This is a genomic window from Humibacter ginsengisoli (assembly GCF_054780095.1).
In genome coordinates this window covers 333,005-349,994 of record NZ_BAAGWZ010000001.1, presented here as the reverse complement: position 1 = coordinate 349,994, position 16,990 = coordinate 333,005, and the positions used below count along the sequence as shown (strand labels likewise).

At 68.6% G+C, this 16,990-nt stretch carries 18 protein-coding genes; 5 read left to right on the top strand and 13 right to left on the bottom strand.

Translation table 11 applies throughout. The features are described 5' to 3' along the window. Positions 1 to 11 precede the first annotated feature (11 nt). From paaE to paaA, 5 genes are read right to left on the bottom strand one after another with little or no spacing between them, the layout of a single operon-like run. The gene (gene paaE / locus ACYVI5_RS01415; protein WP_460578678.1) at positions 12 to 1,193 is read right to left on the bottom strand and encodes a 1,2-phenylacetyl-CoA epoxidase subunit PaaE; all 1,182 of its coding nucleotides are present in this window, start codon (positions 1,191 to 1,193) and stop codon (positions 12 to 14) included. After that, entirely contained in the window at positions 1,193 to 1,696 is a 504-nt protein-coding gene (gene paaD / locus ACYVI5_RS01410; RefSeq protein ID WP_460578677.1) for a PaaD family protein, read from the bottom strand. Before paaD ends, paaE begins: the two co-directional genes overlap by 1 nt. Continuing rightward, positions 1,690 to 2,511 (bottom strand): 1,2-phenylacetyl-CoA epoxidase subunit PaaC, encoded by an 822-nt coding sequence (gene paaC, locus ACYVI5_RS01405; RefSeq protein WP_460578676.1) that lies wholly within the window; start codon positions 2,509 to 2,511, stop codon positions 1,690 to 1,692. Before paaC ends, paaD begins: the two co-directional genes overlap by 7 nt. Further along, positions 2,508 to 2,846: a 1,2-phenylacetyl-CoA epoxidase subunit PaaB gene (paaB, locus tag ACYVI5_RS01400; RefSeq protein WP_460578675.1), complete on the bottom strand. Its 339-nt coding sequence runs from the start codon at positions 2,844 to 2,846 to the stop codon at positions 2,508 to 2,510. Before paaB ends, paaC begins: the two co-directional genes overlap by 4 nt. Continuing rightward, entirely contained in the window at positions 2,846 to 3,832 is a 987-nt protein-coding gene (gene paaA, locus ACYVI5_RS01395) for a 1,2-phenylacetyl-CoA epoxidase subunit PaaA (protein WP_460536748.1), read from the bottom strand. The genes paaB and paaA overlap by 1 nt, the downstream gene beginning before the upstream one ends. Before the next feature lie 89 nt (positions 3,833 to 3,921). On the opposite strand from paaA, the gene paaI reads away from it, so the two are divergent. From paaI to ACYVI5_RS01380, 3 genes are all read left to right on the top strand, one after another. Then, complete coding sequence (paaI, locus tag ACYVI5_RS01390; protein ID WP_460578674.1) at positions 3,922 to 4,356, top strand: hotdog family protein; 435 nt, start codon at positions 3,922 to 3,924, stop codon at positions 4,354 to 4,356. 133 nt (positions 4,357 to 4,489) lie between these two features. Next, positions 4,490 to 5,812 carry a phenylacetate--CoA ligase gene (gene paaK / locus ACYVI5_RS01385; RefSeq protein WP_460578673.1) on the top strand — a complete coding sequence of 441 codons (1,323 nt, stop codon included), beginning with the start codon at positions 4,490 to 4,492 and terminating at the stop codon, positions 5,810 to 5,812. Positions 5,813 to 5,985: 173 nt separating this feature from the next. Then, positions 5,986 to 6,609 carry a TetR/AcrR family transcriptional regulator gene (locus tag ACYVI5_RS01380; protein ID WP_460578672.1) on the top strand — a complete coding sequence of 208 codons (624 nt, stop codon included), beginning with the start codon at positions 5,986 to 5,988 and terminating at the stop codon, positions 6,607 to 6,609. A 123-nt stretch (positions 6,610 to 6,732) separates the two neighbouring features. Here ACYVI5_RS01380 and paaZ read toward each other — a convergent pair whose 3' ends face one another. Further along, positions 6,733 to 8,790 (bottom strand): phenylacetic acid degradation bifunctional protein PaaZ, encoded by a 2,058-nt coding sequence (paaZ, locus tag ACYVI5_RS01375; protein WP_460578671.1) that lies wholly within the window; start codon positions 8,788 to 8,790, stop codon positions 6,733 to 6,735. Positions 8,791 to 8,856: 66 nt separating this feature from the next. Here paaZ and ACYVI5_RS01370 point away from each other — a divergent pair, with 66 nt between their 5' ends. Beyond that, a complete protein-coding gene (locus ACYVI5_RS01370; protein WP_460578670.1) occupies positions 8,857 to 9,270 on the top strand; it encodes a PaaI family thioesterase in 414 nt (137 codons plus the stop codon). 4 nt (positions 9,271 to 9,274) lie between these two features. Here ACYVI5_RS01370 and ACYVI5_RS01365 read toward each other — a convergent pair whose 3' ends face one another. From ACYVI5_RS01365 to ACYVI5_RS01335, 7 genes are all read right to left on the bottom strand, one after another. Beyond that, complete coding sequence (locus ACYVI5_RS01365; protein WP_460578669.1) at positions 9,275 to 10,132, bottom strand: 3-hydroxyacyl-CoA dehydrogenase family protein; 858 nt, start codon at positions 10,130 to 10,132, stop codon at positions 9,275 to 9,277. Then, the gene (locus tag ACYVI5_RS01360; protein WP_460578668.1) at positions 10,129 to 10,902 is read right to left on the bottom strand and encodes an enoyl-CoA hydratase/isomerase family protein; all 774 of its coding nucleotides are present in this window, start codon (positions 10,900 to 10,902) and stop codon (positions 10,129 to 10,131) included. Before ACYVI5_RS01360 ends, ACYVI5_RS01365 begins: the two co-directional genes overlap by 4 nt. Before the next feature lie 336 nt (positions 10,903 to 11,238). Beyond that, positions 11,239 to 12,741, bottom strand: a complete 1,503-nt coding sequence (gene guaB, locus ACYVI5_RS01355) for an IMP dehydrogenase (RefSeq protein ID WP_460578822.1) — start codon at positions 12,739 to 12,741, stop codon at positions 11,239 to 11,241. Positions 12,742 to 12,901: 160 nt separating this feature from the next. Then, the gene (locus ACYVI5_RS01350) at positions 12,902 to 13,282 is read right to left on the bottom strand and encodes a hypothetical protein (RefSeq protein WP_460536761.1); all 381 of its coding nucleotides are present in this window, start codon (positions 13,280 to 13,282) and stop codon (positions 12,902 to 12,904) included. A gap of 99 nt (positions 13,283 to 13,381) precedes the next feature. Continuing rightward, positions 13,382 to 14,443: an EamA family transporter gene (rarD, locus tag ACYVI5_RS01345; RefSeq protein WP_460578667.1), complete on the bottom strand. Its 1,062-nt coding sequence runs from the start codon at positions 14,441 to 14,443 to the stop codon at positions 13,382 to 13,384. Positions 14,444 to 14,490: 47 nt separating this feature from the next. Continuing rightward, positions 14,491 to 14,787: a co-chaperone GroES gene (gene groES / locus ACYVI5_RS01340; RefSeq protein ID WP_170024899.1), complete on the bottom strand. Its 297-nt coding sequence runs from the start codon at positions 14,785 to 14,787 to the stop codon at positions 14,491 to 14,493. Positions 14,788 to 14,938: 151 nt separating this feature from the next. Further along, positions 14,939 to 15,502, bottom strand: a complete 564-nt coding sequence (locus ACYVI5_RS01335; protein WP_460578666.1) for a flavin reductase family protein — start codon at positions 15,500 to 15,502, stop codon at positions 14,939 to 14,941. Between the two features lie 297 nt (positions 15,503 to 15,799). On the opposite strand from ACYVI5_RS01335, the gene ACYVI5_RS01330 reads away from it, so the two are divergent. Further along, the gene (locus tag ACYVI5_RS01330; RefSeq protein WP_460578665.1) at positions 15,800 to 16,990 is read left to right on the top strand and encodes a class I SAM-dependent methyltransferase; all 1,191 of its coding nucleotides are present in this window, start codon (positions 15,800 to 15,802) and stop codon (positions 16,988 to 16,990) included.

The window sequence follows — 16,990 nt, the reverse complement described above, 5'->3', positions numbered from 1 at the left end:
GTTCCTCTCCTTCAGGCGTCGTAGTCGACCACTACCTTCTCGCTCGTCGGGATCGACTGACACGTCAGAACGTAGCCGCGATCCAGTTCCTCCTGCTCGAGCGCGTAGTTCTCGACCATGTCGACCGTGCCCTCGCGGAGCACCGCGCGGCACGTGCCGCACACTCCGCCGGCGCACGCGAACGGTACATCGCCTCTCACCCGGAGCGCGGCGTTCAGGATGCTCTCCTGCGAGTGCTCAGCGGTCGTCACCGTCGAGGTCGTGCCGTCGAGCCGGAACGAGATCGTGCACGTCTTCTCGCCGGGGTCGACCACGATCGGTCGCCCGCGCTGCGGCGACGGACTGCCCGGCTCCCCCGTGGTGAACAGCTCGTAGCGGATGCGATCGGCCGGCACCCCGCGTGCGCCGAGCGCGTCCCGACACAGCTGCACGAGTTCGAACGGCCCGCAGAGGAACCACTCGTCCACGTCGTCGACCGGCACCAGATCGTCGAGAATGCGGTTCAGCTTGCCGGCATCCAGGCGGCCGCTGAGCAACTCGGAGCTTCGACGCTCGCGAGTGAGCACGTGGTACAGCGCGAGCCGCGACGGATACCTGTCCTTCAGGTCGGCGAGCTCGTCGACGAACATGGTGTCCATCGCCGTGCGGTTGGAGTAGACGAGCGAGAACCTGGTCGTCCCCGACGCCGCGAGAACGCTCTGCGCCAGCGCGATGACGGGCGTGATGCCGCTTCCCGCCGCGATCGCGGCACAGTGCACCGGCCCGGCCCCGTCACCCGACGTCACCCGCGACGTGAACCGCCCCTCCGGGCTCATCACCTCCAACGTCATGCCGGGGTGGAGGTTCTCCAGCGCCCAGGTCGAGAACACGCCGCCGAGGTCCCGTTTGATGCCCACCTTCAGCTCACCGGTGGTCCCCTGTTCACCGATCGGGTGGGATGCCGGTGCCTGGCAGATCGAGAAGCTGCGGCGCAGCACGTCACCGTCGATCTTCGTGCGAATCGCGATGTACTGCCCCGGCTCGTAGTCGTACGCGTGCGCCAGCTCGGCGGGCACGGCGAACGTCACCTCGACGGCATCCGGCGTCAGCTGCCGAACTGCCGAGACCGTCAGCGGGTGGAATGCCCCGCGTCGCTTCGACTGCGATGGCAGCGGCGACGACTCCGCCGGTGCCTCCGCAGAATGGGCTGCCATCAGTGCGCCTTGAAGTGGTCGAACGGCTCTCCGCACTTCTGGCACACGTACAGCGCCTTGCACGAGGTGGACCCGAAGTGCGAGAGCTCGCGGGTGTGCAGCGATCCGCAGTGCGGGCAGCGGATGCCCAGTCCCAGCCCCACGCGCCCGTCGCGCGCACGCGGCCCCGGCGGTGCGATTCCGAACGCCTCGAGCTTCTCCTTGCCGGCCTCGCTCATCCAGTCCGTGGTCCAGGCGGGAGCGAGGACTGTGCGTACGTCCACGTTCCGGTATCCGGCATCCGTGAGCGTCGTCACGATGTCGTCGCGCATCGCGTCGACGGCGGGGCAGCCGGAGTACGTGGGCGTGATCTCGACCCGCACCGTCGCATCCGCACCCTCTCCGGCCACGTGCACGGAGCGCAGCACCCCGAGGTCCTCGATCGTGAGCACCGGCACCTCCGGGTCGCACACCTCGGCGGCGAGCGCCCACACGCGGCGTTCTTCCGTGGTCGCAGTCACCATGTCGCCCCCGGATGCTGCCTCGCGAGCACCTGCATCTCCGCCAGCAGGTGCCCGAACGCCTCGGTGTGCACACCGCGCCGTCCGCCGCCGCCGGCAGCGGGAACCTCGGGCAGCTCGAGCCCGGACTCCGCGATCACCGCAGGCACCGTGCGGTCGAAGGCGTCGCGCAGGGTCTCCGGCGGCACTGCCACGCCGTCGAGCGCATCGGCTGCCGGGTCCGCGCGAAACAGCTCGTCGACGAACGGCCACATGGCATCCAGGCCCGCCTGCATGCGCTCGTGCGAGACATCCGTACCGAGTCCCAGACGCCTGGTCCACTGCACGCTGTGGTCGAGGTGGTACTCGACCTCTTTTGCAGCCTTCGCGGCGATCGCCGCGAGCGTCGGGTCGGCTGATGCCTGCAGCCGCCCGTACAACGCGTCGAAGTACACCGAGGCGATGAGCTGCCTGGCGATGGTGTGCGCGAAGTCCCCGTTCGGGCGCTCGAACAGCTGGTGATTGCGGAACTCCGGCTCGTCGCGGAAGTAGGCCAGGTCATCCTCGCTCTTGTCCCACGCGGAGCCCGCGTAGGTGAGGAACGAGCGCGCGTGGCCGAGCAGGTCGAGACCGATGTTCGCCAGCGCCACGTCTTCCTCGAGCTCAGGGGCGTGCGCGATCCACTCGCCGAGGCGCTGCGCCAGGACGAGCGCGTCGTCGCCGAGCCCGAGCGCGTAGCGTGCGACCTCGTCGCCCGGCCGCTGCAGTCCGTCGGCGAGTTCCCGCTCGATCGTCTCGGCCGAGACGGCGGTGGAGACGGCGCGTTTCGTGTGCCTCACAGGTGCGGCACCCCCTCGGAGGCGGTGTAGTACGTGGCGTGCCGGAACTCCTTGCCCTCCGCGGACTCGAAGAACGCGCCACGGGCATCCACATCGGATGCCGTGATCGCACTCGACGGAACCACCCACACCGAGACGCCCTCGCCGCGCCTCGTGTACAGGTCGCGGGCGTTGCGAACCGCCATGACGGCATCCGGTGCATGCAGGGAACCCGCGTGCACGTGCGACAGCCCGCGGGAGGAGCGGATGAACACCTCCCAGAGCGGCCACGTCTCGCGACCCGTCACGCCGACCCCACGGCCAGCGGCGTCCGCGTCCGAACCGGGTTCGGCCATCACGCGATCCTCTCCAGGGCGGCCGACCGGTCGGCGTCCTCTCGCTCGGCATACGCCCGGGCGGCCTCCCGCACCCAGGCGCCCTCCTCGTGCGCGGCACGACGGTTGGCCAGACGCACGGTATTGGCCTGGCCGTGCCCGGCCAGCACGGCGTAGAACTCGTCCCAGTCCAGCTCGCCGAAGTCGTAGTGCCCGCGCTCCTCGTTCCACTTCAGGTCGGGGTCGGGCAGTGTCACGCCGAGGATCTCCGCCTGCGGCACGATCATGTCCACGAACCGCTGCCGCAGGTCGTCGTTGCTGAACCGCTTGATCTTCCACGCCATGCTGCGCTGCGAGTTGGGAGACTCAGCATCCGTCGGCCCGAACATCATGAGCGCGGGCGCGTACCAGCGGTTCACGGACTCCTGCGCCATCCGCTGCTGCGCCGGCGTGCCGCGCATGAGCGTGAGCAGGATCTCGAATCCCTGCCGCTGATGGAACGACTCCTCCTTGCAGATGCGCACCATCGCGCGGCCGTACGGGGCGTACGAGCAGCGGCACAGCGGCACCTGGTTGCAGATCGCGGCGCCGTCGACGAGCCATCCGATGGAGCCCATGTCGGCCCAGGTCGGCGTCGTGTAGTTGAAGATCGAGGAGTACTTGGCTTTGCCGGTGAGCAGCTGCTCGTACATGGTCTCGCGGTCGATGCCGAGCGTCTCGGTGGCGGAGTAGAGGTACAGGCCGTGTCCCGCCTCGTCCTGCACCTTCGCCATCAGGATGGCCTTGCGCTTCAGGCTCGGTGCGCGCGTGATCCAGTTGCCCTCCGGCTGCATGCCGATGATCTCGGAGTGGGCGTGCTGCGACATCTGGCGGATAAGCGTCTTGCGGTAGGCATCCGGCATCCAGTCCGTGGGCTCGACCCGGGAGTCCTCATCGATCAAGCGCTGGAAGGCCAGCTCCTCCTCGGCCAGGTCGCCGGTCAGGTCGTCCGCAGTTGCTGTGGACATCGTCGTCTCCGCTTCTATACTTACCGAACGTTCAGTTAGTATATCAACACCCGGTCGATGACGAGCGGGCACGTTCGATGAGGAGCGACATGAGCAGCCAGACGATGATGCAGCGCGACCGGGCATCGGCGGCCCTCGGCATCGAGGTCGTCACCGACGAGGCCGGTTATGCGGTGGTGCGGATGCCTGTGCGCGACGACATGCTCAACGGCTTCGACATCATCCACGGCGGCCTCGTGTTCGCGCTCGCCGACACCGCGTTCGCGATCGCCTGCAACGAGGACGACGACGTCACGGTCGCCGCGGGTGCCGACATCACGTTCCTCAAGTCGACGAGCGCGGGCGCCGTGCTCACCGCCACCGCCCGCCGCGTCGTACGCAGCGGCCGCACCGGGCTGTACGACGTGAGCATCCTCGACGACACCGGCGACCGCGTCGCGGAGTTCCGCGGGCGCTCCGTCACCACCCGGCGGCCCGCGCCGCCTCTCGAGCCCGCGCAAGCCATGGCAAACCACCGAAACTAGGCGTTTGCGCCGGCACTACGTGCCATGCACGTGGTCTCGGCGCATACGCCTAGCCTCACCTGCGGGGCGCGGCAGCGGGGCACCACGCGGGCAATCCGTAGGCACACCGGCACCACTGAACAGGAGGCCGTCGATGACGACGACACAGACCGCGGCGCTGCGGATGGCGCCGGCCGACCCCGAATCCCTTGACCCGGCAGAGCGGATGAGTGTGGACGAGCTGCGCGGCCTGCAGCTGGAGCGGCTGCAGTGGACCGTGCGGCACGCCTACGAGAACGTGCCGCTGTACACGCGAAAGCTGGACGAGGTGGGAGTCGCGCCCACGGACATCCGCTCGCTCGACGACGTGCATCTGCTGCCCTTCACGACGAAGGCGGACCTGCGCGAGACGTACCCGTTCGGCATGTTCGCGGTGCCGATGTCGAAGGTGGCGCGCATCCACGCATCCAGCGGAACCACCGGACGGCCAACCGTCGTCGGCTACACCATCGGCGACCTGGAGCGCTGGGGCGATCTGGTGGCGCGATCGCTGCGGGCCTCCGGCGTGCGGCCCGGCATGAAGGTGCACAACGCGTACGGCTACGGCCTGTTCACGGGCGGGCTCGGCGCCCACGCCGGCATCGAGCGGCTCGGTGCCACGGTCATCCCGGTCTCAGGAGGGCAGACGGCCAGACAGGTGCAGCTCATCGTCGACTTCGAGCCGGATGCCATCATGTGCACGCCCAGCTATCTGCTGACGATCGCGGATGCCATGGAACAGGCCGGCGTCGACCCGCGCTCCACCAGCCTGAGAGTGGCGATCCTCGGTGCCGAGCCATGGACGAACGAGCTGCGCCGCACTATCGAACAGCGCATGAACCTCGACGCCGTCGACATCTACGGGCTCAGCGAGGTGATGGGGCCGGGCGTCGCGAACGAGTGCGTGGAGACGAAGGATGGCCCGCACATCTGGGAAGACCATTTCCTCCCGGAGGTAATCGACGCGAACGGCCGGCCGCTGCCCGATGGCCAGACCGGGGAGCTCGTGTTCACCTCGCTCACCAAGGAGGCGTTCCCGGTGCTGCGCTACCGCACCCGCGACCTCACGCGGCTGCTCCCCGGCACCGCGAGACCGGCTATGCGACGCATGGAACGCATCACCGGACGCAACGACGACATGATCATCCTTCGCGGCGTCAACCTGTTCCCGACGCAGATCGAGGAGCTCGTGCTCAGCATCGAGACACTGACCCCGCACTTCGTGATCGAGCTGACGAAGTCCGGCGCGATGGATGCCATGACCGTGCGCATCGAACGCCACCCGTCCCTTCCCCGTGAGACGTGCGAGGCAGCCGCCGTGGTGCTGGCCGAGCGGATCAAGAGCCGGCTCGGCTCCACCGTGGAGATCAAGCTGGAGGAGCCCGGAACGCTGCCGCGCAGCGAAGGCAAGTACAAGAGGGTGTACGACCTGCGGTGACACCAGCCCCGCCGCCTGTCCGCCCGCGACCCCGACCCGCGGGAAAACAGGCAGGAAAGCGTGTTCCCCGTGAGAGCAGGCAAGATGTGCCTGTTCCGGCGCGATGTGCCTGTTTTCGGGCGGTGTCGAGTCTTGTCCGCACGGCCGCGCACGTACTGAAAGACTGACGGATGATGACCGAGGCGAAACCAGAAGCACCCGAGGTGAAGCGAGGGCGTCCGGGCTACGACCAGCGCGGCGTGCTCGAGGTTGCGGTCGCGGCGTTCAACGAGTTCGGCTACGACGCGACCTCGATCGGAGTGCTGGCCGAGCGGCTGGGGCTGTCGAAGTCGGCGATCTATCATCACGTGGCATCCAAAGACGAGCTGCTCGAACTCGCGCTGAACGAGGCGCTCGACGGTCTCGAAGGCGTGCTGCTCGAGGACGGCGCCCGCAACGGCGCCGCGGCCGATCGCCTCGCACACGTTCTGCGCGGTGCGGTGCTCGTGCTCGTCGAACGGCTGCCTTACGTCACGCTGCTACTGCGTGTTCGCGGCAATACGGATGTCGAGCGCAGGGCACTGGCGCGGCGTCGCGCCTTCGACCGCTCGGTGGCCGTCCTCGTGAAGGATGCCCGCGACGAGGGATCCCTGCGCGCCGACATCGATCCTGGCATCGCCACCCGTCTTCTCTTCGGCATGATCAACTCGATCGTCGAGTGGTACCGGCCAGGCGGACCCGAGAGCGCCGCGCAGCTCGCGGACGACGTGCTGACGGTTGCGCTCGACGGGTTGCGGGTTGCTCGCCCGAGGGCGTAGTCGGCGTCGGCCGAAGGCACTGACGGTCGGAGCCGCAACCCCGAAATTGGCGCGCCGTCTTGCCGCTTCAAGCGGCCTCATCTTGCCGATCGCCCGGGAGAAGCCGAAGTACGCCTCCAGTGCCTACTCCTTAGCCACCAGGGTCAGCACGTCGTACGTGGCCACCGTCTCGTCGCGCTGGTTCGTCAGCACGGCGTCCCAGCGCACCTCGCCGTAGTCATCCGTCTCGCGCGGCGTGATCTGCTTCGCCGTCAGGTCGACCCGGATGCTGTCACCCGGCGACACCGGCGTCAGGAACCGCAGGTTCTCGAGTCCGTAGTTGGCCAGCACGGGGCCCGGGTCAGGGTCGACGAAGAGCCCGGCGGCGAACGACACCAGCAGGTAGCCGTGCGCGACCCGTCCGGGGAAGAACGGGTTCGCGGATGCCGCCTCCTCGTCCATGTGCGCGTAGAACGTGTCACCGGTGAACTCCGCGAAGTGCTCGATGTCCGCCAGCGTCACCTCACGCGGCCGGGACGAGATGCGGTCGCCGATGCGCAGCTCGGCCAGCGACTTGCGGAACGGATGCCTGCCACCGGCATCCGCCGCCGCACCGGCGTGCCACTCCCCCGTGATCGCCGTGAGCATGTCAGGGGACCCCTGGATGGCGCTGCGCTGCATGTGGTGCAGCACCGCCCGGATGCCGCCCAGCTCCTCACCGCCTCCCGCACGGCCCGGGCCGCCGTGCACGAGGTGCGGCACGGGGGATCCGTGGCCCGTCGACGTGCGGGCGTCGTCGCGGTCGAGAACGAGCACGCGCCCGTTGTAGGCGGCGATGCCGGAGACCAGGTCGACGACCTCGGCGGGATCGTGCGACGCGACGCTCGTCACAAGCGAGCCGCGGCCGGCGTTCACGAGGGCGATGGCATCCGCGGTCTCGCTGTAGCCGAGCACGCTCGCGACGGGACCGAAAGCTTCGATGCGGTGCACGGCATCCGTCCATGGATCCTCGAACTCGAGGAGGATGGGCGCGACGAACGCACCGTCGGTGTCCGCGCCGCGGCTGCCGTCTGCACGCACGACCTCTGGCGCGTCGAGCGAGCCGAGCACGATGCGTCCGCCGGCGTCGACGAGGCGGCCGACCTGCCGGAGCACCTCCTCGCGCTGCTGCAGGGAGGCGAGCGGACCCATGGTGACGCCGTCGGCGCGCGGGTCGCCGATCACCACGCGCTGCGCGATCCGGTCGCCGATCGCGGCCATGACCGCGCCGCGCATCCGCTCAGGCACGATCACGCGGCGGATGGCGGTGCACTTCTGACCGGCCTTCACCGTGAGCTCGGCGACGACGCTCTTGACGAAGGCGTCGAACTCCGGTGTGCCGGGTGCGGCATCCTTGCCCAGCACCGACGCGTTGATGGAGTCCGTTTCGCTCGTGAACCGAACGCCGCCGGTGCGCACGGACTCGTTCCCCCTGAGCCGCTCCGCCGTCGACGCGGATCCGGTGAACGACACCAGATCGCCGAGCCGGAGCGCGTCGAACAGCCCGGGAACGCTGCCGGAGACGAGCTGCAGCGTGCCGTCGGGCAGCAGTCCGGAATCGACGAGGATGCGAACATACGCCTCGGCGAGGTACCCGGTCGGGGTGGCGGGCTTGACCAGTGTCGGAACGCCGGCCAGGAACGCGGGCGCGAACTTCTCCAGCGACCCCCACACCGGAAAGTTGAACGCGTTGATCTGCACCGCGACCCCCGGCAGCCGGGTGTATACATGCCGCCCGAGGAATGTGCCGTCCTTCGACAGCCGCTCCGCCGGTCCGTCGACGACGACCTGCGTGTTCGGCAGCTCACGCCTGCCCTTCGATGAGTAGGTGAAGAGCACGCCGATGCCGCCGTCGATGTCGACCATGGCATCCGTCTTCGTCGTTCCGCTGCGTGCCGAGAGCTCGTACAGCTCGTCCTTGCGCTCGGTGAGTGCCTGCGCGAACTGCTTGAGCAGCAGTGCGCGCTGATGGAACGTAAGCCGGCAGAGGGATGCCTGCCCCACCGAGCGCGCGTATTCCAGCGCCCCCGGGAAGTCGAGTCCGTTCGTGCTGACGCGGGTCACCACCTCACCGGTGGATGCGTCGCGCACGTCGACGGCGTCGCCATCGTCGTCGGGCGTCCACCAGGCTCCCTGCACGTAGCTGGGCAGTATGTCGGTCATCGTGTGCCTCCTGCTGTCGGCTGATACCCTGCCGAACGTTCGGTCTGGACTGAATCGGGGTGCGGCATGGCGGCTGTGAGCGAAGACGACGGCACGTGGCGCATCGTGCTGGGCGAGCTCGACGTCAAGATGGGCGTGACGATCCTCGAGCAGTCCGCGCAACGCGTCGTCGCAACCATGCCGGTCGAGGGCAACCGCCAGTCGTTCGGGCTGCTGCACGGCGGGGCATCCGTCGCGTTCGCCGAGGCGCTCGGATCGTGGGCTGCGGTCATCCATGCGGGCCCTGGCAGGTCCGCGGTCGGGCTCGACATCAACGCCACGCACCACCGCTCGGCGCGATCTGGCCTCGTCACCGGCGTGGCCGAGGCGATCAGTCTCGGTCGCCGCGTGACCTCGCACGCCGTCACTATCACCGACGAAGAGGGCCGCCTGCTCTGCACCGCCCGCATCACGAACCTCATCGTGGACCCGCACGCCTGAGGGATCACGGCGCGTTCCACTCGAAGAAGCCCCGGCCCGTCTTGCGGCCGAGTTCCCCTGCGGCCACCTTGTCGCGCAGCAGCTGTGGCGGCTCGAACCTGTCGCCGAGCCGGCCGTGAAGGTACTCGGCGATGCCGAGACGCACATCCAGACCCACGATGTCGGTGAGCCGGAGCGGTCCGACCGGATGCCGGTAGCCCAGCTCCATCGCACGGTCGATGTCTTCAGCGCTCGCCACGCCATCCTCGAGCATGCGGATCGCCTCCAGCCCGAGCACGACGCCGAGCCGGCTGGATGCGAAACCGGGGGCATCCGCGACCGTCACGGCGGTCTTGCCGATGGCGGCCACCCAGTCCTGCGCTGCGCGCAGGATCGTCTCGGCGGTCGCGGCTCCGCGCACCACCTCCACGAGCTTCGAGGCGGGAACCGGATTGAAGAAGTGCAGTCCGAGGAACCGTTCGGGCTCCGGTAGCGTCGCCGCGAGGTCGTCGATCGAGATCGACGAGGTGTTGCTCGCGATGACGGCGTCTGGCGCCGACCGGGCCACTCGCGCCAGGGAGTCGATCTTGAGCTGGAACTGCTCCGGCACCGCCTCGACCACCAGGCCGCACTCCGCGAACGCCGCGTCGTCCGCGCCCACCGACAGCCGATCGTTCAGGGCTTCGACGCTCTCCTCCGTCGTTCCGCGCTCGACGCTGGCCGTGACGGCACGAAGCACGCGAGCGGATGCCGCCTCGCACTGCTCGTCGTCACGCTCGACGACGCGCACGAGGCATCCGGCGACCAGGAACGCGTGTGCGATTCCGGCGCCCATTGTTCCGCCGCCGAGCACGCCGACGACCCTCGGCAGGCCGGCCGTCATCGTGCGCTCCCGTCCGTCGCGCGCTGTTTGCGTTGCCTTCGCTCCAGAAAGTCCGTCATCCGCCGGTGCTTCTCCGGCGACTCGAAGAGTACGGCCTGCTCTCGAAGGTCGATCTCGGGATGCTCGTCGGCCGGCGCCGCGAACACCGCCTTCGTCGCGATCGTGGCCGCGGCATCCATCGAGGCGATCCGGTCGGCCAGCCGCTGCGCTGCCGCCATCAGCTCGGATGGCTCGACGACCTCGCCGAGCAGGCCCGCCTGCAGCGACTCCTCGGCATCGAGGCGACGACCGGCCAGCAGAATCTGCTTCGCCAGCGGCTCCCCGATGAGCTCGCGGAGCCGCCAGGTGGCGCCGGCGGCGGCGATGATGCCGAGCCCGGTCTCAGGGTTGCCGAACACGGTGCGCGGCGTGCCGATGCGGAAGTCCGCCGCGTACGCGAGCTCCGCACCGCCACCGAGAGCCCACCCGTCGACCGCGGCGATCACGGGCATCGGTAGACGCGCGATGCGTATGAACAGGCGTGTGTTGATGCCGGCGAGCGCGTCCCGCGCCGTGCGGTCGCGCAGCTCCGCGATGTCGGCACCCGACGCGAACACGCCGTCGCCGCCGGCGAGGATCAGGATGCGCGGCTCGACCTCCAGCTCGGCACACACCCCGTGCAGCTCGTCGACCATGCGCTGATCGATCGCATTGCGGGTCTGCGGCCGGTCAAGCGTGACCACCATGCGATCGTCGCCGCGCTCGATGCGGGTAGTCCGAGCGTCGGTCATCCGCTCCCGCCCTTCATCGCGCCAGAACTGCCACAGCCAGGTCTGCACGGCCGCCTTTAGTTACCGACCGTTCGGACAGTAATTCTCGCAGAGCGACCCGGCCCGGTCAAACGACGGGGACTTCCGGACACCGAATACCGCAACACGTGAGACGCACCGCTGAAGCATGTCTCAGATCCTGCGGGTTCGGGATCCCGAAGTCTCAAGAAGTGAGACACGCTGCTCAAGCATGTCTCACAACCTGCGGGTTTGGCGTCCCGAAACCACAACAAGTGAGACACGCTGCTCCAGGACCGGCGTAGCGGCGTCAGCGAGGAACCGGCGGCGGCCGGCGCGTCAGCGGGTGTAGTTGGGCGCCTCGACGACCATCTGGATGTCGTGCGGGTGCGACTCCTTGAGGCCCGCCGGCGTGATGCGCACGAACCTGCCGCGCTCCTTGAGCTCCGGGATCGTGCGTGCGCCGACGTAGAACATCGACTGCCGAAGGCCGCCGGTGAGCTGGTAGGCGACCGAGGAGAGCGGTCCGCGGTAGGCGACGCGGCCCTCGATGCCCTCGGGGATCAGCTGGTCGTCGCTCGGCACATCCGCCTGGAAGTAGCGGTCACGCGAGTACGACGTCTTCTTGCCGCGCGTCTGCAGAGCGCCGAGCGACCCCATGCCGCGGTAGTTCTTGTACTGCTTGCCGTTCACGAAGACCAGGTCGCCCGGGCTCTCGTCGCATCCGGCGAGCAGCGAGCCGAGCATGACGGTGTCGGCACCGGCGACCAGCGCCTTCGCGATGTCGCCCGAGTACTGCAGGCCGCCATCCGCGATCACCGGAACCCCAGCTGGACGTGCGGCGAGGGACGCCTCGTACACGGCAGTGATCTGCGGAACGCCGACGCCGGCGACGACCCGGGTGGTGCAGATGGAGCCGGGACCCACGCCGACCTTGATGGCGTCGGCACCGGCATCCACCAGCGCCTGCGCTCCGGTGCGAGTGGCGACGTTGCCGCCGATCACCTCGACGTGTGCCGAGCGCGGCTCACGCTTGAGCCTGTGGATGATCTCCAGTACGCCCTTGCTGTCGCCGTTGGCGGTGTCGACGACGATCACGTCGACGCCCGCGTCAACCAGGGCCATCGCCCGGTCCCAGGCGTCGCCGAAGAAGCCGATCGCCGCGCCCACGCGCAGCCGGCCCTCGGAGTCCTTGGTGGCGTTCGGGTATTTCTCGCTCTTGTCGAAGTCCTTGACCGTGATGAGCCCGCGCAGCTTGCCCTCTGCGTCCACCAGCGGCAGCTTCTCGATCTTGTGCTGCGCGAAGATCGCGATCGCGGAGTCGGGGTCGACTCCGACAGGGGCGGTGATCAGAGGCGCCTTCGTCATCACGTCGCGCACGAGGGTCGACGACTTCTCGAACTGCGAGACGAAGCGCATGTCGCGGTTCGTGATGATTCCGACGAGCGTGCCGTCATCCTCGACGACGGGGAGGCCCGAGACGCGGAACTGCCCGCACAGAGCGTCCACCTCTTCGACCGTCGCGTCGGGCGTGGTCGTCACGGGGTTGCTCACCATGCCGGACTCGCTGCGCTTCACCTTGTCGACGAAGGTCGCCTGGTCCTGGATGGAGAGGTTGCGGTGCAGCACCCCGAGGCCACCCTGCCTGGCCATGGCGATGGCCATGCGCGACTCGGTGACGGTGTCCATGGCGCTGGAGAGCAGCGGGGTTGCCACGCTGATGCGCTTGGTCAGGCGCGAGGACGTGTCGGCCTCACTCGGAATCACATCCGTGTGCCCCGGCAGAAGCATCACGTCGTCGTACGTCAGTCCCATGAATCCGAACGGGTCCGCCTGGTCCATCTCTCCCCTGTTCTCGTCTGTGCTCGTCGCATCCGGCTCGCATGGAGTAGCCACGGGCTTCGCTGCAGGGTCCTGAGCGCGGATGTTCCATCTTAACGCCGCGCATCGGCTCAGCATTCCGGATGCCTGTGCCCGGCTGCGCGCGCGCCTGTACGGCCGCTCAGGCGGGAACCGGTGCCCCGACACCCGGAGCCGGACGCAGCGCGGCCGCCAGCCTGCGCACCCCCGAACGGATGCGCCGTCCGGTGCGTTTGAACCAGTCGTCGTCGTCCTTGTCGCGGTTGAGCACGAGTACCACCACACGCATCGCCGCGATCGCCAGCCAGAGCGCCGCGAAGAACGTGTCGCCCTGCATCACATCGAGCACCGCGATGGCGCCGGAGATCACGGCGACCAGCATCGCGAGCACGATGTAGCGGCTGCGCCACACGTAGCGTTCCCGCGAACCGCGCACCGCGCGGCGGTAGAGAGCAAGCGCGTAAGACTCCGCGAAGCTCGTACCGAGTGCAGCGCTGACGAGCAGCAACGCGCCGATCGACATGCCTCCACTATGCGCTCTGCGCCCGACGATCGGCCCAGAATCCCCATTCCCGAGAGGGCGCGTCCGACCGCCCGAGAGTGCGGGATCGTTCAGGCAGTCCTATTCGGGCAACGGGTCGGAGGAGACCGCATCCGTCGACGGCGCATCCCCCAGCACCGCCGCACGTCGATCGCGTCGCACCGCGAGCACCATGTCGACCGTGAGCACGACGAGCGCGACCCAGACCAGGGCGAATCCGATCCAGCGCTCCAGCGTCATCGTCTCGTGCAGGAGCACGACTCCGACGATGAGCTGCAGGATCGGCGTGAAGTACTGAATGAACCCCATCACGATGAGCGGCAGCCGGCGCGACGCCGCCGCGAAGAACAGCAGCGGCACCGCCGTGATCACGCCGACACCGACGATGCCGACGGCGTGCAGCAGGCTCACGTGGCCGAATGTGATGCCCGTCGTCACACCGACCACGATCAGCTGCACGATCGCGACGGGCGTGAGCCACGCGGTCTCGAGCGTGAGGCCGCTGAGGGCATCCACGTTGCGCCCCACCTGCTTCTTGACCAGCCCGTAGAGGCCGAACGAGAACGCCAGGAGAAGCGCGATCCAGGGCAGCCGACCGTATCCGACAGTCAGCACGACAACAGCGACGACCGAGACGCCGATCGCGATCCACTGCGTGATGCGCAGGTGCTCGCGCAGCACGATCACGCCGAGCAGAACGGTGACGATCGGGTTGATGAAGTAGCCGAGGGATGCCTCGACCACCTGACCCGACGTCGTCGCGTACACGTACGTCTGCCAGTTCACGTAGATGAGCGCGCCGGCCGCGCCCATGATGAGCACGATGCGCGGACGCCTCAGGATGACCGCGAAAGCGCGCCACGCCCGTGTGACGACGATCGCGATGGCGCAGAACACGAGCGAGAACACGACGCGCCAGGCGACGATCTCGAACGGACCGGTCGGCGCGAGCGCAATGAAGTAGATCGGGAGGAATCCCCAGATGAAGTACGCCGAGACCGCATACACGATGCCGCGGCCGGCACGAGCGGGCGCGGCTACAGCTGGTGACGTGGTGGGGTCGTTTCCCGCGGATTCGGACACCGCACAATCGTAGGGCGAAGCCACCGACACGGACGCCGAAGGGGCCCGGATGCCAGGCATCCGGACCCCTTCGAAGCGTTACGTCTGCTGCGACAGCAGACTGAGCGTCAGCGCTCGATGACGGCCAGCACGTCGCGAGCCGAGAGCACCAGGAACTCGTCGCCGCCGAACTTCACCTCGGTGCCGCCGTACTTGGAGTAGAGCACCTTGTCGCCGACGTTGACGTCGAGCGGAACGCGGTTGCCGTTGTCGTCGATGCGACCGGGTCCGACGGCGATGACCTCGCCCTCCTGCGGCTTCTCCTTGGCGGTGTCCGGGATGACCAGGCCGGACGCAGTGGTCTGCTCAGCCTCGACCTGCTTGATAACGATGCGATCCTCGAGCGGCTTGATGGAGACCGACACGGTTGACCTCTTTCTGTACTTTGTACTGAAGACGTAGTTAGCACACTGACAGTGAGAGTGCTAATGAGCAGTGTAGGCGCACCGTTGGCACTCGTGCAACGTGAGTGCAAGCGAGGGACGCGATTCCATGAGCGGCGGTGCTCGAGCCGCGCTACGACGGATCGGAGAGCGCGCGGTACGCCCGATCGAGGTAGGCGACCGGCTCGCCCGGTTCTCCGGCATGAATCTCGAGCACCTCCGCCAGCACGAGCACGGACGATCCGACCGGAGTGCTCTGAAGGATGCGACACCGCAGCGCGACGCGCGCGCTCGGCAGATGCGGTTCCCCGGTGGGCAGCGCCGACCAGCCTTGTTCCAGAGTGAAGCGGTCCGTTCCCGAGTGCGCGAAGACATCCGCCAGCCCCACGTGCGCGGCGTCGAGCAGGTGTACGAGATGGGTCGGCGCCGACAGGATGCCGCCGGCGCTTCCGGTCGCGCGCGTCACGGAGAACGCCAACGCCGGTGGATCTGCGCTCACGGATGCCACGCTCGAGGCGGTGAGTCCGACAGGCCCGTCTGCGGTGAGCGCGGTGATCAGCGCGATGCCGGCAGGATGCAGCCGGAAGGCGTCCTTGAAGGCTTCTGGGGTCGCCGTTCGGGGAGCCGGCACGGCGATGCGCCGAGCCAGGGCCTCGGGAGACGAAGCGGGAGTTGCCAGGGGTTCAGTTGCGGTCATGCGTTCGGGTCGTGTCTCGGGTTCCGGGAGGTGCTCGGGTCGTGCAGGTGAGGGCGGAGGGAGGTGCGGGCATCCTCGGGCGGTTGCCCAGAGTGGCGCTCGATGCAATACCCGTGCCGCCCTCCGCTCTGATGAGCCTAGGACCTCAACCAATGTTGAGGTCAACTCGTACCGGGCGTCCGGGGAGAACGCGCACCCTCGCCGGAACGGACGCGCACCCTCGCCGGAACGAACGCGCACCCTCGGCGAAACGGACGCGCACCCTCGCGCGTGGAGTTGTCGCGATAGGTTGTCGCAGTGGAACGCGCGGAACTGGTCGAGCTGCTGAGCCCGGAGGGTCTGCGGCTGCTGGACTCCCTGCCGCCGTACGAGAGCGCGGCCGACGTGGTGCGCATGGTGAGCGCGTTGCGCAAGCAGGGGCATCCGCCCGGGCTGGTGGCGACGGTGCTGACGCAGTCCAAGCTGCGCGGCAAGGCCGCGGCGAAGTTCGGTCCATTCGCTTCGCGCATGCTGTTCACGGAGGCAGGGCTGGAGCAGGCGACCCGCCTGCAGGTGGCCGCCCGTCACGCGGCACGCTTCACCCGAGCGGGCCTCACTCGGGTGGCCGACCTGGGGTGCGGCATCGGAGGCGACGCCATGGCCATGGCCGCGCTCGACCTCGACGTCACGGCCGTGGACGCCGACGAGGTCACGGCCGCGATCGCGAGCTACAACCTGGCGCCCTTCCCGAACGCCACGGTGCGCCAGTCACGGGCCGAAGACGCAGAGCTGACCGGGCAGGACGCCGCCTATCTCGACCCAGCTCGCCGCACCTCCGGGCACGCGAACACGAGACGGCTCTCCGACCCGGCCGAGTGGTCGCCGAGTCTCGACTTCGTCTTCGGTCTTGCCGAGCGGATGCCCGTGGGCGTCAAACTCGGACCAGGCGTCGACCGTGCCCTTATCCCCGACGGCGCTGAGGCGCAGTGGATCTCGGTGGACGGGCAGGTGGTGGAGGTCGGCGTCTGGACCGGGCCGCTCGCACGAGACGGCATCCGCCGCGCGGCGCTCGTCATGCACGGAGACGAAACGACCGAACTCACCGGCGGGGCCGATTCCGCCGACGAGCCGACCGGGGACCTCGGCGAGTATCTGTATGAACCGGACGGCGCTGTCATCCGTGCGCGGCTGATCGGCGACCTCGCCCGCACGCTGAAGGCGAGGATGCTCCGCCACGACATCGCTTACCTCACGGCCGACACCCTGACGCGCACCCCGTTCGCTGACGCGTTCCGGGTCATCGAGGAGTTGCCGGTCAAGGAGTCGGAGCTGCGCGCCGCGCTCGCAAGTCGCCGGATCGGAACCCTCGAGATCAAGAAGCGCGGAGCGGATGTCGACCCCGCGGCACTGCGCAAGCGGCTCCGGCTGAGGGGCGAGGCATCCGCGACCCTCGTGCTCACCCGGATCGGCGCACGCCATGTTGCGCTTCTCGTCGAGCGCGCGGGCTGA

Excerpts from the sequence above, each read along its gene's own strand:
- ACYVI5_RS01365 (WP_460578669.1), bottom strand. The coding sequence starts at position 10,132 with ATGACGGCCGGCCTGCCGAGGGTCGTCGGCGTGCTCGGCGGCGGAACA.
- guaB (WP_460578822.1), bottom strand. The coding sequence starts at position 12,741 with ATGGACCAGGCGGACCCGTTCGGATTCATGGGACTGACGTACGACGAC.
- ACYVI5_RS01360 (WP_460578668.1), bottom strand. The coding sequence starts at position 10,902 with ATGACCGACGCTCGGACTACCCGCATCGAGCGCGGCGACGATCGCATG.
- paaI (WP_460578674.1), top strand. The coding sequence starts at position 3,922 with ATGAGCAGCCAGACGATGATGCAGCGCGACCGGGCATCGGCGGCCCTC.
- paaD (WP_460578677.1), bottom strand. The coding sequence starts at position 1,696 with ATGGTGACTGCGACCACGGAAGAACGCCGCGTGTGGGCGCTCGCCGCC.
- paaK (WP_460578673.1), top strand. The coding sequence starts at position 4,490 with ATGACGACGACACAGACCGCGGCGCTGCGGATGGCGCCGGCCGACCCC.
- paaE (WP_460578678.1), bottom strand. The coding sequence starts at position 1,193 with ATGGCAGCCCATTCTGCGGAGGCACCGGCGGAGTCGTCGCCGCTGCCA.
- ACYVI5_RS01335 (WP_460578666.1), bottom strand. The coding sequence starts at position 15,502 with ATGACCGCAACTGAACCCCTGGCAACTCCCGCTTCGTCTCCCGAGGCC.
- ACYVI5_RS01350 (WP_460536761.1), bottom strand. The coding sequence starts at position 13,282 with ATGTCGATCGGCGCGTTGCTGCTCGTCAGCGCTGCACTCGGTACGAGC.
- rarD (WP_460578667.1), bottom strand. The coding sequence starts at position 14,443 with ATGCCTGGCATCCGGGCCCCTTCGGCGTCCGTGTCGGTGGCTTCGCCC.
- ACYVI5_RS01380 (WP_460578672.1), top strand. The coding sequence starts at position 5,986 with ATGACCGAGGCGAAACCAGAAGCACCCGAGGTGAAGCGAGGGCGTCCG.
- ACYVI5_RS01370 (WP_460578670.1), top strand. The coding sequence starts at position 8,857 with ATGGCGGCTGTGAGCGAAGACGACGGCACGTGGCGCATCGTGCTGGGC.
- paaA (WP_460536748.1), bottom strand. The coding sequence starts at position 3,832 with ATGTCCACAGCAACTGCGGACGACCTGACCGGCGACCTGGCCGAGGAG.
- paaZ (WP_460578671.1), bottom strand. The coding sequence starts at position 8,790 with ATGACCGACATACTGCCCAGCTACGTGCAGGGAGCCTGGTGGACGCCC.
- paaB (WP_460578675.1), bottom strand. The coding sequence starts at position 2,846 with ATGGCCGAACCCGGTTCGGACGCGGACGCCGCTGGCCGTGGGGTCGGC.